At 67.9% G+C, this 21,932-nt stretch carries 24 protein-coding genes; 13 read left to right on the plus strand and 11 right to left on the minus strand.

What is annotated here, in order from left to right; all coding sequences use genetic code 11:
- Positions 1-135: 135 nt before the first annotated feature.
- Entirely contained in the window at positions 136-1,305 is a 1,170-nt protein-coding gene (locus tag LSF15_RS08715) for a cystathionine gamma-synthase (RefSeq protein WP_232498133.1), read from the minus strand.
- A 22-nt stretch (positions 1,306-1,327) separates the two neighbouring features.
- Complete coding sequence (locus LSF15_RS08720; RefSeq protein ID WP_232498134.1) at positions 1,328-2,695, minus strand: cystathionine beta-synthase; 1,368 nt, start codon at positions 2,693-2,695, stop codon at positions 1,328-1,330.
- 324 nt (positions 2,696-3,019) lie between these two features.
- On the opposite strand from LSF15_RS08720, the gene LSF15_RS08725 reads away from it, so the two are divergent.
- The 3 genes from LSF15_RS08725 to LSF15_RS08735 all read left to right on the plus strand — a co-directional run bounded on the left by LSF15_RS08725 (position 3,020) and on the right by LSF15_RS08735 (position 4,967).
- Positions 3,020-3,700 carry a thioredoxin-like domain-containing protein gene (locus tag LSF15_RS08725; RefSeq protein WP_232498135.1) on the plus strand — a complete coding sequence of 227 codons (681 nt, stop codon included), beginning with the start codon at positions 3,020-3,022 and terminating at the stop codon, positions 3,698-3,700.
- Positions 3,697-4,455 carry a DUF305 domain-containing protein gene (locus LSF15_RS08730; protein WP_232498136.1) on the plus strand — a complete coding sequence of 253 codons (759 nt, stop codon included), beginning with the start codon at positions 3,697-3,699 and terminating at the stop codon, positions 4,453-4,455. Before LSF15_RS08725 ends, LSF15_RS08730 begins: the two co-directional genes overlap by 4 nt.
- Before the next feature lie 146 nt (positions 4,456-4,601).
- Positions 4,602-4,967, plus strand: coding sequence for a putative antibiotic biosynthesis monooxygenase (locus LSF15_RS08735; RefSeq protein ID WP_232498137.1), 366 nt, complete (start codon positions 4,602-4,604; stop codon positions 4,965-4,967).
- A 7-nt stretch (positions 4,968-4,974) separates the two neighbouring features.
- Here the strand turns inward: LSF15_RS08735 and LSF15_RS08740 are convergent, their stop codons facing one another.
- From LSF15_RS08740 to LSF15_RS08760, 5 genes are all read right to left on the minus strand, one after another.
- On the minus strand, positions 4,975-6,894 hold the full coding sequence (locus tag LSF15_RS08740) for an ABC transporter ATP-binding protein (RefSeq protein ID WP_372459964.1): 1,920 nt from the start codon (positions 6,892-6,894) through the stop codon (positions 4,975-4,977).
- 72 nt (positions 6,895-6,966) lie between these two features.
- Positions 6,967-8,691, minus strand: a complete 1,725-nt coding sequence (locus LSF15_RS08745) for an alkaline phosphatase D family protein (protein WP_232498139.1) — start codon at positions 8,689-8,691, stop codon at positions 6,967-6,969.
- A gap of 101 nt (positions 8,692-8,792) precedes the next feature.
- Positions 8,793-9,788 carry a carbohydrate ABC transporter permease gene (locus LSF15_RS08750; protein WP_232498140.1) on the minus strand — a complete coding sequence of 332 codons (996 nt, stop codon included), beginning with the start codon at positions 9,786-9,788 and terminating at the stop codon, positions 8,793-8,795.
- Entirely contained in the window at positions 9,785-10,750 is a 966-nt protein-coding gene (locus LSF15_RS08755; RefSeq protein WP_232498141.1) for a carbohydrate ABC transporter permease, read from the minus strand. The genes LSF15_RS08750 and LSF15_RS08755 overlap by 4 nt, the downstream gene beginning before the upstream one ends.
- Before the next feature lie 114 nt (positions 10,751-10,864).
- Positions 10,865-12,223 (minus strand): ABC transporter substrate-binding protein, encoded by a 1,359-nt coding sequence (locus tag LSF15_RS08760; RefSeq protein WP_232498142.1) that lies wholly within the window; start codon positions 12,221-12,223, stop codon positions 10,865-10,867.
- 295 nt (positions 12,224-12,518) lie between these two features.
- Between LSF15_RS08760 and LSF15_RS08765 the strand changes: the two genes are divergently transcribed.
- The 3 genes from LSF15_RS08765 (at position 12,519) to LSF15_RS08770 (ending at position 14,485) form a co-directional block, all read left to right on the plus strand.
- Positions 12,519-13,541 carry a LacI family DNA-binding transcriptional regulator gene (locus LSF15_RS08765; protein WP_232498143.1) on the plus strand — a complete coding sequence of 341 codons (1,023 nt, stop codon included), beginning with the start codon at positions 12,519-12,521 and terminating at the stop codon, positions 13,539-13,541.
- A gap of 108 nt (positions 13,542-13,649) precedes the next feature.
- Entirely contained in the window at positions 13,650-13,772 is a 123-nt protein-coding gene (locus LSF15_RS19190) for a hypothetical protein (RefSeq protein ID WP_372459965.1), read from the plus strand.
- Positions 13,773-13,864: 92 nt separating this feature from the next.
- Positions 13,865-14,485: a hypothetical protein gene (locus LSF15_RS08770; RefSeq protein WP_232498144.1), complete on the plus strand. Its 621-nt coding sequence runs from the start codon at positions 13,865-13,867 to the stop codon at positions 14,483-14,485.
- 161 nt (positions 14,486-14,646) lie between these two features.
- Here the strand turns inward: LSF15_RS08770 and rplL are convergent, their stop codons facing one another.
- Together rplL and rplJ are read right to left on the minus strand one after the other, a co-directional pair.
- The gene (gene rplL, locus LSF15_RS08775; RefSeq protein WP_153686067.1) at positions 14,647-15,036 is read right to left on the minus strand and encodes a 50S ribosomal protein L7/L12; all 390 of its coding nucleotides are present in this window, start codon (positions 15,034-15,036) and stop codon (positions 14,647-14,649) included.
- A 50-nt stretch (positions 15,037-15,086) separates the two neighbouring features.
- The gene (gene rplJ, locus LSF15_RS08780; RefSeq protein WP_232498145.1) at positions 15,087-15,602 is read right to left on the minus strand and encodes a 50S ribosomal protein L10; all 516 of its coding nucleotides are present in this window, start codon (positions 15,600-15,602) and stop codon (positions 15,087-15,089) included.
- Positions 15,603-15,880: 278 nt separating this feature from the next.
- Between rplJ and LSF15_RS08785 the strand changes: the two genes are divergently transcribed.
- From LSF15_RS08785 to LSF15_RS08810, 6 genes are all read left to right on the plus strand, one after another.
- Positions 15,881-16,267: a RidA family protein gene (locus tag LSF15_RS08785; protein ID WP_232498146.1), complete on the plus strand. Its 387-nt coding sequence runs from the start codon at positions 15,881-15,883 to the stop codon at positions 16,265-16,267.
- Positions 16,268-16,472: 205 nt separating this feature from the next.
- Entirely contained in the window at positions 16,473-16,946 is a 474-nt protein-coding gene (locus LSF15_RS08790) for a hypothetical protein (RefSeq protein ID WP_232498147.1), read from the plus strand.
- A gap of 114 nt (positions 16,947-17,060) precedes the next feature.
- The gene (locus LSF15_RS08795; protein WP_232498148.1) at positions 17,061-17,654 is read left to right on the plus strand and encodes an RNA polymerase sigma factor; all 594 of its coding nucleotides are present in this window, start codon (positions 17,061-17,063) and stop codon (positions 17,652-17,654) included.
- Positions 17,651-18,175 (plus strand): hypothetical protein, encoded by a 525-nt coding sequence (locus tag LSF15_RS08800; protein WP_232498149.1) that lies wholly within the window; start codon positions 17,651-17,653, stop codon positions 18,173-18,175. The genes LSF15_RS08795 and LSF15_RS08800 overlap by 4 nt, the downstream gene beginning before the upstream one ends.
- 131 nt (positions 18,176-18,306) lie before the next feature.
- The gene (locus tag LSF15_RS08805) at positions 18,307-18,774 is read left to right on the plus strand and encodes a hypothetical protein (RefSeq protein WP_232498150.1); all 468 of its coding nucleotides are present in this window, start codon (positions 18,307-18,309) and stop codon (positions 18,772-18,774) included.
- Between the two features lie 147 nt (positions 18,775-18,921).
- The gene (locus LSF15_RS08810) at positions 18,922-19,557 is read left to right on the plus strand and encodes an HAD family hydrolase (RefSeq protein WP_232498151.1); all 636 of its coding nucleotides are present in this window, start codon (positions 18,922-18,924) and stop codon (positions 19,555-19,557) included.
- A 54-nt stretch (positions 19,558-19,611) separates the two neighbouring features.
- On the opposite strand, the gene LSF15_RS08815 is transcribed toward LSF15_RS08810, so the two are convergent.
- Positions 19,612-20,184, minus strand: a complete 573-nt coding sequence (locus tag LSF15_RS08815) for a TetR/AcrR family transcriptional regulator (RefSeq protein WP_232498152.1) — start codon at positions 20,182-20,184, stop codon at positions 19,612-19,614.
- 132 nt (positions 20,185-20,316) lie between these two features.
- On the opposite strand from LSF15_RS08815, the gene LSF15_RS08820 reads away from it, so the two are divergent.
- A complete protein-coding gene (locus LSF15_RS08820; protein ID WP_232498153.1) occupies positions 20,317-20,724 on the plus strand; it encodes an anthrone oxygenase family protein in 408 nt (135 codons plus the stop codon).
- A gap of 391 nt (positions 20,725-21,115) precedes the next feature.
- On the opposite strand, the gene LSF15_RS08825 is transcribed toward LSF15_RS08820, so the two are convergent.
- Positions 21,116-21,892, minus strand: a complete 777-nt coding sequence (locus LSF15_RS08825; RefSeq protein WP_232498154.1) for an alpha/beta fold hydrolase — start codon at positions 21,890-21,892, stop codon at positions 21,116-21,118.
- Positions 21,893-21,932: the final 40 nt, after the last annotated feature.

A 21,932-nucleotide genomic window follows, 5' to 3' on the forward strand; every position in this document is an offset into this window, starting at 1 on the left:
CTGTCCATCAAGATCCTGCCAGCTTTGTTGCCCAACGCACCTGTGCGGCCGCCGCCTCGCGATCGATCAACCCCACGAACCTCGCCGATCGAGTCGAGCAGCGGCCCTGGGAACACGACGGGCGAGCGGATGCCGCTACAGGCGCTCGAGCGTCTGGTCGATGTCGGCCAGCAGGTCGTCGACGTCTTCGATGCCGACCGAGAGGCGCACGATCGACTCGGGCACCTCGGCTTCGGTTCCCTTCACCGACGCGTGGGTCATCTCGGACGGGTAGTTCACGAGCGACTCGACCCCGCCGAGCGACTCGGCGAGCTGGAACAGCTCGGTCGACTCCGCGAACCGGCGCGCCGCCTCGCCGCCGCCCGTGAGCGCGATCGAGAGCATGCCGCCGAAGCCCGACATCTGCCGGCCCGCGAGCTCGTGGCCGGGGTGCGACTCGAGACCGGGATAGTAGACGCGCTCGATGCCGTCGTGCTCCTCGAGCCGCCGGGCGATCGCGAGCGCGTTCTGGCTGTGCCGCTGCATGCGGATGCCGAGGGTCTTGATGCCTCGCGACGTGAGGAACGCGTCGAACGGACCCGAGACCGCACCTGCGGCGAACTGGGTGAACGTCACGCGCTCGGCGACCTCGGCGCGCTCATCGCCGGCGCCGAACACGAGGGCGCCGCCGATGACGTCGGAGTGTCCGCCGAGGTACTTCGTCGTCGAGTGCACGATGACGTCGGCACCGAGCTCGAGGGGCTGCTGCAGGGCAGGCGACGCGAACGTGTTGTCGACGACCACGAGCGCCCCGGCCTCGTTGCCGAGCTCGGCGAGGGCTGCGATGTCGCTGATCTTCATGAGCGGGTTCGACGGCGTCTCGACCCAGAGCACTTTCGTGGTGCCGAGCTCGATCGCCGCGCGCACGGCGTCGAGGTCGCTCGTGTCGACGGTCGTGTGCCGCACGCCCCAGTCGCCGAAGATGCGGCGGATGAGCCGGTGCGTGCCGCCGTAGACGTCGTTGCCGATGACGACGTGGTCGCCCGGCACCAGTACGGTGCGCAGCAGCGCGTCTTCGGCCGCGAGGCCCGACGCGAACGAGAGTGCGTGCGCGCCGCCTTCGAGCGCCGCGAGTTGCGTCTCGAGGGCGGTGCGGGTGGGGTTGCCGCCGCGCGAGTACTCGTAGCCGCCGCGCAGGCCTCCGATGCCGTCCTGCACGTACGTCGAGGTCGCGTAGATCGGCGGGATGACCGCGCCGGTCGTCGGGTCGAACTGCTGCCCGGCGTGGATCGCGCGGGTGTCGAAACGTCGGTTGTCCGTGTTCATGGTGTCGTTCTCTTCTGAATCGTCAGGCCGACAGGTAGGTGAGCAGGTCGGTTCGGGTGATGACGCCGAGCGCCTTGCCGCCGTCGGTGACGAGCATCGCGGGCGCGTCGGCGAACGCGGTGCGAGCGGCTGCCACGGGCTCGGTGACCCCGATGAGCGGAAGCGATTCGCCGACCACGCCGGCGACCTCGTCGGTGAGCTTGGCCTGACCCGAGAACACCTGGTCGAGCAGGGCGGCCTCGTGAAGCGCGCCGACGACCTCGCCGAGCACGACGGGCGGCTCGGCCGAGAGCACGAGCAGCTGCGACACGCCCGTCTCGTTCATGCGGTCGATCGCCTCGCGAATGGTCGCGGTGGGGTGCACGTAGACGAGCGGCTCGGTGCGGCCGGCCTTCGCCGCGAGGATGTCGGCGATCGTGTGGCCGGCGGGCGCGTTGCCGAACCCGTACGCGCGCATCCACTTGTCGTTGAAGATCTTGCCGAGGTAGCCGCGGCCGCCGTCGGGCAGCAGCACCACGAACACGTCGTCAGGCCCGGCGGATGCCGCTGCCTTGAGTGCTGCCACGACGGCCATGCCGCTCGACCCGCCGACGAGGATGCCCTCTTCGCGGGCGAGGCGGCGCGTCATCGCGAACGACTCGGCATCGGAGACCTCGATGATCTCGTGCGGCACCTTCGGGTCGTAGGCGCCGGGCCAGAAGTCCTCGCCGACGCCCTCGACGAAGTAGGGGCGACCCGTGCCGCCCGAGTAGACCGAGCCTTCAGGGTCGGCGCCGATGATGCGCACGGTGTCGCCCGAGACCTCGCGCAGGTAGCGGCCCGTGCCCGAGATGGTGCCGCCCGTGCCGACGCCGGCGACGAAGTGGGTGATCTTGCCCTCGGTGTCGCGCCAGATCTCGGGGCCGGTGGTCTCATAGTGCGAGCGGGGGCCGTTGGGGTTCTCGTACTGGTTCGGCTTGAAGGCGCCGGGCGTCTCGCGCACGAGCCGATCGCTGACGGAGTAGTAGGAGTCGGGGCTGTCGGGCGCGACCGCGGTGGGCGTCACGACGACCTCGGCACCGTATGCCGTGAGCACGTTGATCTTGTCTTCGCCCACCTTGTCGGGCAGCACGAAGATGCAGCGATAGCCGCGCTGCTGCGCGACGAGCGCCAGCCCGACGCCCGTGTTGCCCGAGGTCGGCTCGACGATCGTGCCGCCCGGCTTCAAGAGCCCGTCGCGCTCGGCGGCATCGATGATGCGGCCGGCGATGCGGTCTTTCGACGAGCCGCCCGGGTTCAGGTATTCGAGCTTCACGAGCACCGTGGCATCCGTCACGCCCTCGGTCACTCGATTCAGCTTGACCAGCGGGGTGTTGCCCACGAGATCGACGATGTTCTCTGCGTACTTCATGCCGTGTTCATTCCTTGTGTCAGTGCGTCTGCTGCGCCGGATGCGGTGCGCGACGCTGTAGAGAGGGTCGTCTGTCTCAGCGACGACAACACAGCAGGGAGGAGTTCACGCGCCCAGCCTAGCCCGAACGTGCACGGCGTTGCCGGACTGTCGGAGGCCGGCGCGGGCACCCGATTCGTGCCGAGGGTACCCGCGAGGGACCGTCGTGCCGCAGAATCGTAGGAACGGATGCGGACGCGCGACTGAGCGTTCTCCCAGCTGCATACGTTCGTATTGAACGAAGACGTCGTTCGATCGACCCCGTCCACCGAAAGAGGCCCACGCGTGAGCGCGACCCCGCCCGTCCCCCCGAAGGCGAAGAAGCTGTCCGTCAAAGAGCAGCGCGCTGCCGAGCGCCAGCGCAAGCTCGAGGAGTTCCGCCGGCGTGAGGCGAAGTCGCGGCGCAACCGTCGCATCGCGATCTGGAGCGGATCGATCGCCGCCGCCGTCGTCGTCGGCTTGCTCATCACCTCGATCGTGCTCACCCCCCAGGCGGCCAGGTACACCGCGGGCGGCGAAGGCGCGACGGTCGAGGGCGTCGAGACGTTCGAGAACACGTCGAACCACGTCGAAGGCGTCGTCGACTACCCGCAGACCCCGCCCGCCGGCGGCGAGCACAACCCCGCGTGGCTCAATTGCGGCGTGTACACCGAGCCAGTGCCCAACGAGAACGCGGTGCACTCGCTCGAGCACGGGGCCATCTGGGTCACCTACGACCCGAGCCTCAGCGACGCCGACCTCGAGACCCTGAAGTCGAAGCTGCCCTCGACCTACATCGTGCTCTCGCCCTTCGACGACCTTCCCTCACCCATCGTGCTGAGCGGCTGGAACACCCAGCTGCAGGTCGACGAGGCCGACGACCCCCGCATCGCCGAGTTCCTCGAGGAGTACTGGCAGAGCCAGAATGTGCCCGAGCCCGGAGCGCTGTGCACGGGCGCAATCGACGCGCCCGGCAAGGTCTCGTGACCGACGGGCACGAACACGATCCCGAGGGCGTCGCGCGCGACGCTTCCGCGGCGAGTGACGAGCACCCCGACGAGCACGAGCACCACCGCATGAACCGCGGCGCTCGCATCGCGATCATCGTGGCGGCGGCCGTGGCTCTCGTCCTCGTCGCGGTCGCGGCATACTCGATCGGCCGCCTGTCGACCCTCGCCGAACCCACGCCGACCGCCACGAGCGCCGAGGCGGGCTTCGCCCGCGACATGCAGGTTCACCACCAGCAGGGTGTCGAGCTCGCGATGATCATCCGCGACCGCACCGACGATCCCGACGTGCGACTGCTCGGCTACGACATCGCGACGACGCAGGCCCAGCAGGCCGGGCAGATGTACGGATGGCTCGCCGAGTGGGACCTCTCGCAGGCCGGTTCCGAGCCGTCGATGACCTGGATGACCCGTCCCGCCGAGGGTGGTGCCGGGCATGCCACGCACGACTCCGAGGGCTCGACGCATTCGCCCGGCGAACCGATGCCGGGGCTGGCGACGCCCGAGCAGATCGCCGAGCTGCAGGGCCTCGAGGGCCGGGCCGCCGAGGTGATGTTCCTCGAGCTGATGATCGCGCACCACCAGGGCGCGGTCGAGATGGCCGAGGCCGCGCTCGAGCGCTCGTCGAACGATGTCGTCGTCGACCTCTCGAACTCGATCGTCGCCAGCCAGCAGGCCGAGATCGACCTCATGAACGACATGCTCGCCGAGCGCGGCGCCGATCGGGTCGAGTAGCGAGCGGAGCCGACCGCACCGGCCGATCGACGTCCGGTGAAGATCGCCGATGTCCAGGTCGCTTCCCTGGTGCAGAATGGAGGGGATCCCGTTGCGGACGCAGGTCGCGTCCGCGGTGGGTGCGTCTCCCGATCGCGGAGCCGAAGATGACCGAGAAGCCCACTGAGCACGGCCCACCCGCCCAGAACGCCGATACGCGCCCGACTGAGGCGCTCCCCGATGCGGCCGCTGCCGCCGGTGCGCCCGATCCCGGGGAGGCGCCCGGGCCGCCGAAGCCGAACATCCACGTCAGCGCGCTGATCGTGTGGCTGACGATCTTCCCACTCGTCGCCATCTTCGGCACACTGCTCGCCCCCATGATGCCGGACTGGCACCCCGTGCTCAGAGCGTTCGTGCTCACGCTCATCGTCGTTCCGATCGCGGCGTACTGGCTCATGCCGCAGATGTTCCGGTGGTACGCGGCGTTCGCGCGGCATCGCGTGGCGCGGCGCGCGAATGGGAGCGCGCGGTAGCGCGGGTCTATTCGACCGACGGCGTCTCGAGCACGGGCCGCTGCTCCTGCTGGCGGTAGAGCGAGGCGTACACCCCGTCGACCCCCACGAGCTCGGCGTGCGTGCCCTGCTCGACGACGCGACCGGCGACGATGACGAAGATGACGTCGGCCGCGACCACGGTCGAGAGCCGGTGCGCGATCGCGATCGTGGTGCGCCCTCGCGCGGCGTCGTCGAGCGCCTCCTGCACCACTCGCTCCGAGATCGTGTCGAGCGCGCTCGTCGCCTCGTCGAGCACGAGCACCGCGGGATCCTTCAACAGCACCCGCGCGATGGCGATGCGCTGCTTCTCACCGCCCGAGAGCCGGTAGCCCCGCTCGCCGACCACCGTGGCGTAGCCCTCGGGGAACGACGCGATCGTCTCGTGGATGTTCGCCGCCCGCGCGGCCGCCTCGAGCTCGGCGTCGGTCGCGTCGGGGCGGGCGTAGCGCAGGTTCTCGGCGATCGTCGCGTGGAAGAGGTACGTCTCCTGACTCACGATTCCGATGTGCGTCATGAGCGACTCCTGGCTGAGCTCGCGAACGTCGTCGCCGGCGAAGCGCACCTCGCCCGATGACGCCTCGTAGAGGCGCGGCACGAGGTACGAGACCGTGGTCTTGCCGGCCCCGCTCGGCCCCACGAAGGCTGCGAACTGGCCGGGCTCGATCGTGAAGCTCACGTCGTCGAGGGTCGGACGCGATTCGCCGTCGGCGTCGGGGTACCGGAACGAGACCCGATCGAACTCCACCCGCCCGAGCGCGCCGTCGGTGGGCACAGGGCGCGCGCCCGCGGCATCCGATATCGCGGGCTTCAGGTCGAGGTACTCGAAGATCCGCGCGAACAGCGCACTCGAGGTCTGCAGGTCGAGCGCCACCCGCATGAGCCCCATCAGCGGGAACAGCAGGCGCGCCTGCACCGTCGTGAACGCCACGATCGTTCCGGCCGTGATGTCGGCGACCCCGCCGGTGACGAGCCAGCCCGCGACGAGGTAGACGATCGCGGGGATCGACGACATGAAGATGTTCACCATCGCGAAGAACCACTGGCCCGTCATCTGCTGGCGCACCTGCAGGCTGATCTGGTTCCGGTTCTCGTCGGCGTAGCGCTCGATCTCGCTGCGCTGCCGGGTGAAGCTCTTCGACAGCAGGATGCCCGAGACGCTCAGCGTCTCCTGCGTGATCGCCGTCATCTCCGACAGCGACTCCTGCGTCTTGCCCGCGATGCGCGCACGCACCTGGCCGACGCGCCGCTGCGCGATGACCATGAACGGCATGAGCACGAGCGCGATGATCGTGAGCTGCCAGTTAAGGATCAGCATCGCGATGAACGCCGAGATCACCGTCACCGTGTTGCCGAGCACGCTCGACACCGTGTTCGTGAGCACGCTCGCGACACCGCCGACGTCGTTCTGCAGGCGCGACTGGATGACGCCCGTCTTCGTTCGGGTGAAGAAGCTGAGCTCCATCGCCTGCAGGTGGGTGAACAGCCGCACCCGCAGCGTGCCCATGACCTTGTTGCCGATGTTCGCCGTGAGCCACGTCTGCCACACGCCGAGCAGCGCCGACACGATGAACACGCCGATCATCGCGAGCACGAGCGTCGTCAGCACCGGGATGTTCGGGCCGGATGCCGCGCCACTCGCATCGACCGGGAAGAGCCCGTCGTCGAACGCCCGCTGGGTGAGCAGCGGCGGGATGATGGCGAGCGCCGCACCGACGAGCACGAGCACGACCGTGGTGATGAGCGCGACCTTGTGTGCGGCGAACAGCTCGACGATGCGCCCCAGCAGGTGCGGGATCTTCGGCGCCTCGGCGTTCTCGGCGCGCTGCGCCGCCTCATCGGCCGACGCGATGCGGGTGCGCCCCTTGCCGTATCGGCCCGTCTGCCCGCCGGGCGCGCCCCCATGCATGCTCATGGATTCACCCTACGTCGCCCCCGAGCGCCGCCTCCCGCCGACGAGGGCGTGGTCGTTCGCGTTCGCTCAGCGCGTGATCGGCCGGCGCGGCGGTCGGGGCCGGCGCGACGACGCGCCGTGCGACACCAGTGCGGCCTCGCGCCTCGTCGGCACGACGACGGATGCCACCTCCGCGAGTCGGGGGCGCGCCTCGTCGCCGTCGACGATCACACCCGTGTGCCAGGTGATCGTCAGCCCGTCGGAACCGTCGCGGAGCAGCGCCAGGTTGTTGTCGAACCAGGGGCCCTTCACGGTGTGCCAACGGAACGGCGGATCGGGCACCTTCACCGAGCGTGCAACCGCCGCGCCGATCGGGGTCGCCACCCCGTACGACATGACGACGGCGAACCAGCGCAGCAGCCTCGGAAGCGGATTGCGCACCGGCGAGCAGACCGCTTGAAGGATGCGGCCCCCCGTCTGGCGTTCCACCTCCGCCAGGAAGGAGTAGTGCACGTCACCCGAGAGGAACGTCACCGTCTGCGGTGCTGGGCCGCGCTCACCGTCGGCGACCGCCGTCGCGATCCCGGCCACGGCCTGAAAGCTGTTCTGGAAGGCCGCCCAGTGCTCGAGGTCGACCGCCTGTCGCAGGCGTTCGCCGATCCATGCGGCGAATCGGCCCCACGCGCCCTCAGCGACCGCCTCATCCCAGGCCTCGACGTGGTGCAGGCCGAGAGGCAACAGGAACGGCAGCGAACTTGCCACGAGGAGGTGCCGGAGTCCACCGCGCATGCGCTCATCGAGCCATTCGAGCTCCTGGGCATCGAGAAGCCCGCGAGCCGACGGGGTCAGGTCCCTCGCCACGCGCGAGTCGACGACGATCAGCCGGACGTCGTCGAAATCCCGGCAGTAGCTCCAGCCGTAGCCGTCGGGCTCTGCGTCGCAGCGCTCCGCGAACTCGTCGATGACGTCGGTGAGGTCGAGTTCGGCGACCGCGTCGTGGCCGATGATGCGACGCCACACCTCGTCGGCCGATCGCGCTCGGGGCGACAGGTTGCCGAGGTGCTGGTACACCCAGTACGACGCCAGGCCGGCGACGATGCGACCGTGCCACCACGAGGTGGCCTCCATCTTCTGCTTCCAGTCGAGTGAGGCGTTCCAGTCGTCGCGGATGTCGTGGTCGTCGAAGATCATGGCGCTGGGAAGGGTCGACAGGAGCCAGCGATTGGCCGGGTCGGACCACGCGAGCTCGTAGAGATGCCCGTACTCCTCGTAGTCCTTGAGCTCCTTCCCCGGCTCCTCGCGGATGTCGCGCCGGCTCCGGATGAAGTCCTGCATCTCCTTCGAGGTCGAGTCCGCGTACACCTGGTCGCCGAGGAAGAGGAGCAGGTCGGGACGGTCGGCCCGGCCTTCGGCTACGGCGAGGGCGAACGCGCGCAGCGCGTCGACGCCGTGCCTGCGGTTCCCCTGCCGATCGTGGGAGACGCTGGTGCGGCACGACCCGAACGCGATGTGCACCGGGCGCCCGGGCGTGCGCGTCTCGATCACGGGCGGCGGGTATTCGGAATCCGCCTCGGGCCAGACCCGTCGGCCGTCGATCTGCACGTCGTACGGTCGCGCCGCGCCCGGCTCGAGGCCGTCGACCTCGACGAGTGCGTAGTGGTGGCCGTGCACCGCGAACGTGCGGGCGTGCCACGACCGCCCTTCGGCGGTGACGGTCACGCGGCAGCCGCCTCGCGTCTCGACCCAGATGCTCGCGGAGGTCTCGTCGACGAACCGCAGCATCGGTCCGAGCACCAGTGGGGAGGTCGCCATGCATCCCGTTCTACCGCGTTGCGCCCAACACTGCCACGGGTTGCATGGCGGATGCCGCGGCTCCCGCCCGCGGCATCCGTATCGCCCGGCCCGTCGTGGAGCTACCCCTTCGTGGCACCCGCCAGCAGTCCGCGCACGAAGTATCTCTGCAGGCTGAAGAACACGATCAGCGGGATCACGATCGAGACGAATGCCGCGGCCGTCAGCAACTGCCAGTCCTGGCCCCTCGTGCCGACCAGCTCCGCCAGCCGCTGGGTGATCGGCGCGACGTCTTGCGTGCCTCCCGAGAAGATGAGCGCGACGAGCAGGTCGTTCCAGACCCAGATGAACTGGAAGATCGCGAACGACGCGAGCGCGGGGGTCGCGAGCGGCAGCACGATGCGGAAGAAGATCTGCCCGTGCGTCGCACCGTCGACCTTCGCCGCTTCGATGACGTCGGCGGGGATATCGGAGATGAAGTTGTGCAGCAGGAAGATGGCGAGCGGCAGGCCGAACATCGCGTGTGCGAGCCAGAGCGGAAGGTAGTTCTGCTCGGGAATGATCGGCACGATGTCGTGCAGCCACGCCTGCATCGGCCGCAGCCACGTTGAGAAGATCTGCAGCAAGGGCACGAGCGACATCTGCAGGGGGATGATCTGCAGTGCGAACACGAAGATGAACAACCAGTTCACCCACTTGAACTTGATCCACGCGAACGCGTAGGCCGCCATCGCTGCGAACACCAACGTGATCAGCGTGCCGAGCAGGGTGATCGCGATCGAGTTCACGATGTAGGAGCCGAGCTGCGGTGACGACGACGACGTCGAGAAGAGCACGGTGGCGTAATTCTCGAGCGTGAAGCCGGGGTTCTGGAAGATCGTCCACCAGCCCGTCGTGCGGATGAGCTCGGCGGGGCGGAACGACGAGATCAGCAGGCCGAACGTCGGGATCGTCCAGACCACGGCGATGACGAGCGACGCGATCGTCGCGGTGCGCGAGGTGAGGCGCTGCTTGACGCGCGCCGCCTTCGTGCCGGGCTCTCTCTCGGCGAGCTCGGCGGCCTCGCCATCGGCGAGCTCCTTGTCGATCGGGAGGTCGGCGGGGGCGACGCTGCTCATCGGATCTCCCTCTGCTTGCGAAGCACATTGACGTTGTAGATGACGATCGGCAACACGAAGACGAACAGGATGAGCGCGAGGGCCGACCCTCGCCCGATCTCGCTCGCGCGGAAGGCCTGGGTGTACATCTCGTTGGCGACCACGCTGGTGTTGAAGTTGCCCGCCGTCATCGTCCGGACGATGTCGAAGACCTTCAGGGTGGCGATCGAGATGGTCGTGAACACCACCACGAGTGCGCCTCGGATGCCCGGCACGGTGACGTTCCTGAACCGTTGCCAGGCGTTCGTGCCGTCGAGTTGCGCCGCCTCGATCTGCTCGGTGGGGACGCCCTTGATGGCGGCGCTGAGCAGCACCATCGCGAATCCGGTCTGAATCCAGATCATGATGACGATCAGCAGGATGGTGTTGATCGGGTCGGTCTGCAGCCATTGCACCGGGTCGCCGCCGAATGCGACGACGAGCGCGTTCAGCACGCCGATCTGATCGCCGACGCCGTTGTAGTCGTACACGAAGCCCCAGATGACGCCCGCCCCGACGAACGAGATGGCGATCGGCATGAAGAGGATCACCTTGTAGTACTTCTCACCGCGCGACTTGTCGATGAACACCGCGTAGGCCAGGCCGATCACCGTCGAGATGATCGGGGCGAGCGCCACCCAGAGGATCGTGTTGATGAGCGTACGGATGGCGGCCGGCTGGGTGAACATCCACACGAAGTTGTCGAGCGTCCACTCGCCGGCATTGTTCTGGAACGCGAGGAAGCTCGTGCGAATGGCGGGATAGACCAGGCCGATCGCGATGAAGAGCATCGCCGGAAGCAGGAACAACGCGAGTTGCCAGTAGTCGCGGCCCTTCTTGGGCGCCTTGTCGATGAAGAAGATGAGCAGGCCGACGACCGCCGCCAGCACGGCGAGGCCCATCACCACCTGCAGGATCTTGCCGAGGAGATCGGCCGTGGTCATCGTGCCTCCCGATGTTCTTCATTGAACGCAGTCTTCGTTGAAACTGGGGTGACGAGGGGCGGGGTTTCGAAGCCCCGCCCCTCGATCATGCCGCGTACGGCGTGACGCGCGCTACTAACTCGCCGGCCAACTGGCTTCGATGGTGTCGAGCACCTGGGTGGTGTCCTCACCGCCGACCCAGGCGACGATGCCCTTCCAGAAGGAATCGGCGCCGACGGCGCCCGGCATCAGGTCGGACCCGTCGAAGCGGAACGTCGTCTCGGGATCCTGCAGGATCTCGATCGACTGCACGAGCAGCTCACTCGATGCATTCTGGGGGTCGACGCCCTTGTTGGCGCTGATGACGCCGCCGAGGCTCACGCGGTTGTTCGCCCAGGTGTCGCTCGAAAGGTAGGCACGGAACGCCTCGACCTCTTCGGCTTCGCGGAAGGCCACGACGATCTCGCCGCCACCGGTCACCGACAGCGGGTCATCGGCGTTGGCCGGCGGAAGCAGGAAGCCGAACACCGTGCCGTCGGAGGCCACCGTGTTGGCGTCACCGCCCTCGGGGTTCCAGAAGGTCTCGTAGAACGAAGCCTGATGGTGCAGCGAGCACTCGCCGTCGAGGATGGGGAGGCCGCCCGTCTGGAATGCCTCGGTGACCAGCGTCGAAACATCGCCGATGCCGCCGTTGACCATCTCGTCGCTCTTGAGGTATTCGCCGACGGCGTCGAACGCCTCGGCGACCATCGGGTCGTTGAACGGAATCTCGTGCGTGACCCACTGGTCGTACACGTCGGCGCCGTGCAGGCGCAGCATGTAGTCCTCGACCCAGTCGGTGCCGGGCCATCCGGTGGCGTCGCCGGACTCGAGGCCGACGCACCAGGGCTGACGTCCGCTGTCGGCCGCGATCTGATCGGAGAGGGCGGTGAGGTCGTCGAGCGTTGCCGGGATCTCGTAACCGTTCTCTTCGAACTCGGCCGGCGAGTACCAGACGTAGCCCTTGATGCTCGCCATGAGCGGGGCCCCGTAGAAGGTGTCTTCGAAGGTGCCGTACTGCTTCCAGTCCTCCGACCAGAACTCGTCGGTGTTCGCCTCGACGGCCTCGGATGCCGGGATGAGCCAGCCGCCTGCGGCGAGGCGGTTCATCAGGCCGGGCTGCGGCACGAAGCCGACGTCGGGCGCGTTGCCGCCCTCGGCGAGCACCGCGATCTGCGCCTCGAACTCGCTCGAGCCCTGGTAGTCGACCGAGATGCCCGTGCAGGCTTCGAAATCGGCCCACGACTCGTTGAGCCGGTCGGCCTCGATGTCGAGGATGGTGCTGGCGGCGGTGACCTCGGCGCCGTCGAAGGTGCCGTACTGCTCGTAGTCAGCGCAATCGGTGTCGGCCGCGTCTTGTTCGGCGATGTCGCCGGTACACGCCGTGAGTGCGAGGCCTGCCGCCGCGGCCAACGCCACGGGGCCGATCCAACGGCGATGCCGTGTGAGTCTCATGTCCATCTCCTCGTCGAGTGTGGTGCAGGTGGTGGTGCCGGTGTGCTGCCCAGTGTGCAAGAGGTCCGGGAACCGGTTCCAGACTCCACGCTAGGACAGGTGCACTGGCGACCACAAGGGAACACAGATCACGAATCGAGCACCAAACCGGAGTGGCTCCCCTGCTCGCAGAGAGCGCTCCCAGGACGGGAGAGGCCCACCACGAGGCATCCGATACGCCGTCTGGAATCGGTTCCACGCCGTGGTCGCAGCCATTATGCTCAGCACCGGAACTGCCCGATGGAGGGGGTTGCTGATGGCCGCGATCGGCGACGTCGCACGGCTGGCCGGGGTCTCGAAGGCGACGGCGTCGCGCGCCCTCTCGGGCCGCGGGCACGTCGCCGAGTCGACCCGCCACCGGGTCGAGGTCGCGGCCGCCGAGATCGGCTACATCGCGTCCCCTGCCGCCGCAAGCCTCGTCACGGGGCGAACGATGAACGTCGGTGTCGTGATCCCGTTCGTCAACCGCTGGTTCTTCGGCGAGGTGCTCGAGGGCATCGAGCGCGCGCTGCTCGGGGCCGGTTACGACCTCACGCTCTACAACGTCGGTTCCGCCGGGCAGGACCGCGATCGGGTCTTCGACTTCTTCCTCGCCCGCAAGCGCGTCGATGCGGTGATCGCCGTGGGGGTCGACCTCACCGAGCGCGAGACGGCCTCGCTCGATCGCCGTGAGAAGCCGCTCGTGAGCCTCGGTGGCAGCGGCGCCGGCGGCGCGCGCCTCTCGATCGACGACCGCGCGGCCGGCGCGCTCGCGACCGAGCACCTGCTGCATCTCGGCCACACCCGCATCGCCCATCTCGCCGGCGAGGGCGCGCTGTCGAACCCCGAGAGCGTGCACGGATGTCGCCGCGAGGGCTTCCTCGAGGCGATGGCGGCCGCGGGCCACGCGTCTGAGGCCGACGCGCACATCGTGGAGGCCGAGATGACCATGCCGGGCGGGTACACGGGTGCGCTGCAGTTGCTCGGCCACCCCGGTCGACGGCCGTCTGCGGTGTTCGCGGTCTCCGACGAGATGGCGTTCGGCGCCATCCGGGCTGCCGAACGACTCGGCCTCACGGTGCCCGGCGACCTGTCGATCATCGGCGTCGACGGCCACGAGTACGCCGAGATGTTCGGGCTCACGACGATCGAGCAGTACCCCGGCGCGCAGGGCCGTCTCGCCGTCGACGTGGTGCTGCACCTGCTCGGCGAGGATCTGGCCGACCCCCTGCCCGACTCGGGCGCGCCGCTGCCCACCCGCCTGGTGGTGCGCTCGAGCACGACCGCCGCACCGCGCTGAGGCGCCCCGCTCGTCTCGCGCCTCGACCTGCCGTTCCAGATGGAAGGGTCGAGTCATGGCCGATTCGACGCATGACGTGCACGTCACCCGCGAGTTCAACGCGCGCCGATCGAGCGCGTGTGGACCGCGTGGACGCAACCCGACGACCTCCGCGCGTGGTGGGGTCTCGTGGCCGTGACCGGCCACGGGGCATCCGCACGTCGCCGTGGCGTCTCAGTGGCAGCCCGGTGACGGTCCCGCGACCGCCGTCGTAGCCTCCGCATCGGGCGACCCTGCGGTACCGATCGGACCGCAAGCCGTCCGCACCGATGAAGGAGGGCGCTATGACCACCGAAACCGCTGCCGCCTCGAGCGCGGCGATCACCCCCGCCGATGGACTCACACTGCAGAGAGTGGCCCGCGCGGGCGGATACCGAGGTCCCAACGACGGACTACCGGGCGTGAACACTTGGAAGGGCCTCCAGCAGACCGTCAAGGGCTACGGCTACGCCGGACACCTCGACGGCCATCCGGGCCCGGCCACGTGGGATGCGCTGCAGCGGCTCGCCGCGAAGGGCGGATACACGGGTCCCAACGACGGCGTCATGGGCATCGCATCGTGGAAGGGCGTCCAGACCGTTCTCGCGGGATTCGGCTACGCCGGCCCTGTGGACGGCATCCCGGGACCGCTCACGAACACGGCGCTCCAGGTTCTGGCCCGCATCGGCGGCTACTTCGGCCCCTATGACGGCGTCCTCGGGCCGAATTCCTGGCGAGGCGTGCAGACGGTGCTCACCGGCACCGGGTACGCGGGCCCGATCGACGGCGTGCCCGGGATGAACACGTGGAAGGGCCTGCAGCGCATCGCCAAGCGGGGCGGCTACACCGGGCCGATCGATGGCGTCCCCGGCCCGAACACCTATGCCGGACTCGCCAGGCTGCTCCTGAGGAGCGAGCACGACTGAGCAGGACGAACGACGGATGCCCCGTGGCCGATGATCGGCCACGGGGCATCCGTGTGTTCAGGTGACGCAGGTCACCTCAAGCCGGTGCGCTCTCGCGAGCGCACGCGATTCCTCGAGGGTGACGATTGCACCCAGTGTGCTGCCCTCTTCGAGGGCGGCGACTACTTGAGGGTGACGGTCGCGCCGGCCTCTTCGAGAGCAGCCTTGGCCTTCTCGGCGGTCTCCTTGTTCGCGCCCTCGAGCACGGCCTTGGGAGCACCGTCGACGACGGCCTTGGCCTCGCCGAGGCCGAGCGAGGTGAGCTCGCGGACGACCTTGATGACCTGGATCTTCTTGTCGCCGGCAGCCTCGAGGACGACGTCGAAGGAGTCCTTCTCCTCGACCTCTTCAGCAGCAGCGCCGCCGCCTGCGGCAGCGGGGCCGGCAACGGCGACGGGGGCGGCCGCGGTGACCTCGAAGGTCTCCTCGAACGCCTTGACGAACTCCGAGAGCTCGATGAGGGTCAGGCCCTTGAACTGCTCGAGCAGCTCTTCAGTGGACAGCTTCGCCATGATTCTTCTCCTTAGATTCTTTGGTTACTCACCGCTTGAGAGGCTCGCGCCTACGCAGCGGACTCCTGCTTCTCACGCAGCGCGTCGACCGTGCGAACGGCCTTCGACAGCGGTGCGTTGAACAGATATGCGGCTCCGAACAGCGAGGCCTTGAAGGCACCGGCGAGCTTCGCCAGCAGCACTTCGCGGGACTCGAGGTCGGCGAGCTTGCCTACCTCTGCTGCGGTCAGGGGCTTGCCATCGAAATAGCCGCCCTTGACCACGAGGAGAGGGTTCGCCTTGGCGAAGTCACGCAGCGCCTTCGCGACGGCGACCGGGTCACCGTGCACGAACGCGATCGCCGACGGCCCCTTGAGGTCGTCGTCGAACGAGCTGATCCCGACGTTGTTGGCCGCGATCTTGGTCAGCGTGTTCTTCACCACGGCGTAGCTCGCGTCCCCACTGATGGACTTGCGCAGCGTCTTGAGCTGGGCAACAGTGAGGCCGCGGTATTCGGTCAGCAGAACGGCGGTCGAGCTCTCGAACAGGTTCGTGAGTTCGGCAACCGAGGCTTCCTTGTTCGCCATGGCCACTCCTTGTGTCTTCTACGTGCATCGCGGAGGCGGTGCACGGCCTGGGAGCGCTGGAAGAGTATGGAGAAAGAAAAAAGCTCCGGCGCAGTTGCGCGGAGCTCGGCCCGATTGCTCGGAAGTCTTCGTCACACCTGCGCGGGCCCTTGCTTTCGCAAGACTTCGGTCGGCATTCATTTCGGAACGCGCGACAACCAGCGGTCTTCGGCTCCGTAAAGACTAACGGATGCCGCGTGCGCGGCCAAATCGTCGGTGGCTGACGGTAGACCGGAGACATGGAGATCACACACCTCAACCCCGGCACGCTCCACACGAATCCGGCGTTCAGCCAGGGAGTGCTCGTGCGCGGCGCTCATGACACGCTGTACGTCGGCGGCCAGAACGGCACCGATGCCTCGGGCGCCATCGTTGCGGGCGGCCTCGGGCCGCAGACCGAGCAGGCGCTCCGCAACGTGCTCGCCGTGCTCGCCGAGGCGGGCGCCGACCAGTCGAATGTCGTGCGCATGGCGGTCTACGTTGGCGCCGGGCAGTCGGTCGACGAGGGCTTCGCCGCGTCGATGCGGATCTGGGGTCCCAAGCCGACCGCCATCACGGTGCTGTTCGTGGCGGGCCTCGGCCGCCCCGACGCGCTCGTCGAGATCGAGGCGACCGCGGCGATGTAGCGCCCAGACGAACATCCCTCTTGCGGTTGACGTGCCGCTTCGGGCGTGGTCACCGGGTGAGGTAGACGGGCGACACAGGGTGTGCACGACGGGCGTGCGGCCCCGCCCTGAGCCATTTTCGTGGTCAGTATGTCGCCAGGCCGATTGGGGACCAACGGCTATCGGACGGTCCGGCCATGACGTTCCGAGCAGGTACGTTGCTCAAGTGTCGATGAAGTGGCTTACCCGCGAATGGGCATCCGGCACGCTCGACGACTCTGAATGGGATTCGCATTGGCGGGACTACCAGGTGCATTGCACCGCGGTGATGCCGCGGCTACGTGACGGCGCTGAGAGGTTGGTTCAGGGGGTGAATCTGCACGATGGGCAGATCCAATCCTTCGAGTACCGACCCGACGGTGCGCTGGTCGTGCGTGCGCTCGTAGGCGATCTTCAGGTTGGCTACGAGTTCGTCGAGCTGAGCTTCGTCGACGCGGAACTGCGCTTGGAACCTGGGGCGACCATCGATTCACTGCGTTTCCATGACGCCGAGAGCGAGATCGTCTATGACGAGGTCGACGTTGAAGCTGACGGGCGCTTCGTGCATCGCGTTCTGCTTTGGCCGCAGGGCGAGTACGAGGTGGTCTTCACCGCGCTCAGCGAGCGTCGCGAGGAAGCGACATCCCGCGATCGCCGCTGAAGGAAACCGGCCACGTGAGCGCTGAGGGACCGGCTTGCGTGTCCGCGGCTCGGTTGGCATCGCACCCAGGGTGTGACGGAATGGGTTGGCCGGACATTCCTTAGTGTGGGCGATATGGATGAGGCAGGCGATGAGCAGGCGCTGTGGGCTCGGGTGCTCATCGGCGACGACATCGCATTCACGGCCATCTTCGATCTCCATGCTGCGCGCGTGCATCGGCAGGCTCGACGCCTTGTGAAGGACGAGCGCGACGCTGAGGATGTCACGGCGATGGTCTTCTTCGAAGCATGGCGCCGGCGCGGCAGCGTTCGTTTCGTGAACGACTCGCTTGCCGGGTGGCTGCTGGTGACGACCACGAACGTGGTGCGTAATCGCGAGCGTTCCCGCGTCCGCTACGAGGCATTGCTCCGGAAGGTGCGTGTCGAGACGGTTCCGGACCACGCTGATGCCGTGCTCGAATCCGTCGAGCGACCCGCGATGCAGGCACAGGTGCGAGGAGCCTTCGACCGGTTGAGTGCCCGCGACCAGGAGATCCTCACGCTGTGCGTGATCGAGGAACTCGCACCCGTCGATGTCGCCCGGGTGCTTCGGGTTCCGGCGGGAACGGTTCGGATGCGGCTGAGCCGCGCGAAGGCCCGCTTGCGCGCAGCCGTGCACGACGCGCAGCAACTGGCCGTGATGACCGAGATCGGAGGAACCGCCCCATGATCGACGACGACGATCGGATCCTCGACGGGCAGTACCGTGATCGGCTGCGGTCGACACTGCAGACCATGGTCAAGGACGAGGCGACTCCGAAACGACGGCATCTGAATCGCCCGGCGATCATCCTGGCGGTGAGCGCGACCGCCGCGGCTGCGATCGTTACGGTCGCATTGCCGATGATGGGCGATCGAGCGGCGGCTTCGCTGGAGGTCGCCTGTCTTGACAGTGCCGATCCTGTCGCGGTGGCTGGCGCCGCGACCGCTGAGACCGTCACACTCACGCCCGGGCCAGACGGGCTGACTGTGCGGGACGTGGAGGCGGCGTGCACGGCGTTGTGGGTGGCGAAGACTCGGCAACAGGGCTCTGTTGACTTCCAGTCCGGAGCACAGCCGTCGACCGGGCCAATCACCACCAAGCCCACACTCGTCGTCTGCACGCTCCCCGATGGCCGGCCCGGGGTGCTCCCGGGGCAGACGACGACGTGCACCGTGCTGGGCATGGAGTTGTGGAGGTTCGAACCGTGATCGACCTGCGACCGATCCGAGCGCTCGCCGTCATGGCGGCGGTATTGATGACCGCCGGGTGCGCGACGACCGCGCTCCCCCGCGCGACGGATGCGACGGCCCCCAGTGTCGTCGAGTACGAGGTGTCGGGCATGCTCCATATCGCGCAACAAGAAGCGGCCATCTGCACACTTCACATGCAGAGCATGCCGCCACGGTGCGGGGGCGGCGTTCCGGTAGCCGGACTCGACACGGTCGTCATCCCCTCGGGACTGCTCGCGACATACTACGGCGTGACTTGGGGAGACGCACGGCTCGTCGGCACTTTCGAGGACGGAACCCTCACACTCACGCGCGATCCACTGCCGCCCCTCAAGCTGGATGCTTCCCCGGCCGAGGTCATCCCCACCGAACCCGCCAACGCGGCCGAACTCGCGAAGATCGCCGAAACCATCGCCCACAGCAACCGATCAGACGTCCTCGTTGTCGAGTCCAGCGACGGTCAGGTCCACGTGCTCGTCCCGCTCGAGATCGGCGACGAGCTCCAAGCATCGTTCGACGCAGAATTCGGCACCGGCGTGGTCGTCGTCAACTCTTGGCTGCAACCCTGGAAAGGCTGACGCTCGCGCCATCCCCGATAGGTGTCAGCAGTGCTCGCTCAGGGATCCGCTGTCGGATGTCCGTTGGCGGACCGGTCTGCGGGCGTGCGTCCGGCGAGCATACGTGGCTGTGGGGCGAGTGACTCGAGGGGCGGCTACCGTGGGGTGGTGACTGCTGCTGCTGCGTTCGTCCTGCTGGATGTCGACGGGACGTTGATCGACGCGGTCGCGAACCAGCGACGTGTCTGGCATGAATGGGCAAGGATCTTCCACCTGAATCCGGCCCAGGTGTACGCCGTCGCGCTCAGAACGAGACCTATGGACACGGTCGCCGAAGTCGCCCCCGATCTGAACCATGACGAGTGTCTCTCGACGCTCCACCGCCTCGAGGATCACGATGCGCGGCACGGGACCTATTCCGCGTTCGAGGGCGCTGCCGAACTGCTTGCGGGGTTGGTCGCGGGTCGCTGGGCGGTGGTGACCTCGAACTACGCGCATCGCGTGCGAGAGCGGTTCTCGCGTACCGGCCTGCGGGCCCCGGAGGTGATCGTAGATGCGCGGTTCTCGGGACCGGGGAAGCCGGCGCCGGATCCATATCTCTACGCCGCAGAGGTGCTGGGACCTGCGCCGGAACAGTGTCTCGTTCTGGAGGACTCGCCCAGCGGAGTCGAGTCGGCCAAGGGCGCCGAGATGATCGTGTGGGCGGTGAACACCTCGGTGCGCATCGAACGAGCGGACCGGACGTTCAACACGCTCGCCAAGGCTGTGCCTCACGTGCTCAGGATGCACCGCGCGGACCAGTAGCGCCCGCACCTTCCCGATAAGTCCGAGCGGGCGATCACGATCGCAACCGGAGATCTACGCGAGAGCCTCCGCCGCGAAGCGGACACCGAGTTCGGCTACCCGATGGGAGCGGTGTTCCGGGCGCATACGGCCAGCACGTTCCAGCAGGCTGACGCCGTGCAGGGCGCCCCAGAACACTTCGGTCACCGTGCCGTCGCTATTGTCTCCGATCGCGTCCGCGAGAACCTCGAACCCTGCGCGAAGGTCGGATTCGGTGTCGTCACCGGCGAATCGTATGTCGATCGGCAGTTGGAACATGGCTTCGTACACAGCGGGGTGCTCACTGCTGAAATCCAAGTAGGCGACGGCGACGGCCTCGATCGCACGCCGCCCGCGCTTGCGGCCGAGCGCAGCGCGACACCGCCGCGTCAGGTCGACGAAGCCTTCGAGAGCGATGGCCAGCATGATCTCGGACTTGCCTCCCGGAAAGTGGCCATAGAGCACGGGCTGCGTGTATCCGATGGCGTCGGCGAGATGTCGAGTCGTCACGGCCTCCCAGCCAGCGGCGTCCGCGCGCTCCCGAGCGGCAGCGAGGATCCGACGGCGTCGCTCGTCGCTGCGCTGCTGGCGTGCCGTCTGTTCAGCCATCAGTCCTCCTCTTGCGGTCACGTCGTCGATCACCTACTGTAGCAACGCTAGAAATTCTAGCGGCGCTAGAATTGAAGGGCATTCTCTGTGGAACCTGTTCTCGCCATCATCACCGCGTCCGTCGTCGGCCTCATGGTCGGCGTCGAGTTCGCGGTCGCTTTCGTCATCAACCCGATCCTGTTGCGACTGCCGGTCGGCGCGTCACTGACAGCACAGGCGGACGGTGCGCGCATGTTGGGACGCGCGATGCCGTTCTGGTACGTCGGTTCCCTGATCCTCGTCGCCGCCCTTACGGCTCTCACGTGGGGCGCACCGGCCGCGGCACCCGCTCTCGTCGCCGGAGTGTTGCTGGCCATCAGCGTCATCCTGTCCATCGCCCTGCTGGTGCCGATCGCCAATCGCGCGGCAACCTGGACCCCCGACAGTCATCCCGACGACTGGCGCGAGCAGCAGCAGCGCTGGGACCGCCTGCACTACGCCCGCGTCGCTCTCATCGTCGCGGCCTTCGTCCTCGTCGTGACCGCGACGACGATGATCTGACGCGATAGCGACCGCATCCCGCGCACCCTGCGTCCGAGCCGGCGACTGGGGCGTGTCGTAAGCACCTCGGCGCGTGCGGAGGTGTGAGAGCAGGCCACGGTTTCAGGTGATTTCGGACGCTCATCCGCCAAGTCGCCCGCGCCCGATAGCCGGTCCGTCACGGGACTTCCGTAGGCGGATCCGCTTGTGCGACTGGGCTGTGTCGCTGGCGGACCCCTTACCCACAAGACTGGGCCCGATCGCGGAGCGGACGCATCCGTCGCATTTGACAGGGCAGACGAGTGCTGACGGGGAAAGCAGCCCGTACCCGTCAAGGCCGGTCACCCTCGGGTGACCGGCCGCCAGGGTGGCTCCGCCCCCAGGGGCCGGACCGTGAACCAGGCGGGGTCCTTCAACCAGCCGCGCTCCTAACGAACGCGGTGATGGCTGCGGCCACCTCGCGGTGCACCGTCTCGTTGAGGATGTCGTGCTTCATGCCCTCGAACACCAGGGTGCGGATCTGCGCGGACCGAGCGGCGACGGCGGCAACGTCCGCAACGGGCGCGACGGCGTCCTCCGAACCGTTGAGGGCGAGGACCGGAATCCTCAGGTCGCCGACCGTCTCGGCGACCTCGGCCCATGCGGGTGGCAGGACCCTGCGGAGCACATCGACGATGTCGGCCTCTGTGAAGGCGAGCGGATCGTTCTCCAGGGAGTCCCGGTAGAACGGGTCCCCGGAGAGCTCGTCCAGGTCGAGGGCAAACGCGTCGCCCGCATCCTCGAGTTCGGCGAACCACTGCGGCATGCTCAGAGTGGCGCCGGTCAGCACGGCCGCGCGGTAGCGGTCAGGGTGCCGCAGGGTAGTGATCATGGCCGCCACCGCTCCCAGCGAGTGCCCCGCGATGACCAGCGGCAGGCCGGCCTGTGCGGCGAGGTCGGTGAGTCGCTGGCCGTTGGAGACCAGCGCATCGATGCTCTCGATCTCACCACGCTGGCCTTCGGTAAGGCCGTGCCCGATCTCGTCCAGCGCCCACAGATCGATGTCCGCCTGGTTCAAGGCCGCGCCGAACCGGTGGTAGACCCCGGTGTGCTCGCCGAAGCCGTGCAGGAAGACCACCGCGGCCATGGGCGAGGCCGCGTCCCAGTGCCGGTAGTACACGGGGCCTGAGAGCCCATCGAAGAAGGGCACCGTTACTCCACGGCTGGGCGGACGTCGGTCGTTACCATCC

It is taken from the genome of Agromyces humatus, assembly GCF_021228295.1.
Taxonomy (GTDB): domain Bacteria; phylum Actinomycetota; class Actinomycetes; order Actinomycetales; family Microbacteriaceae; genus Agromyces; species Agromyces humatus.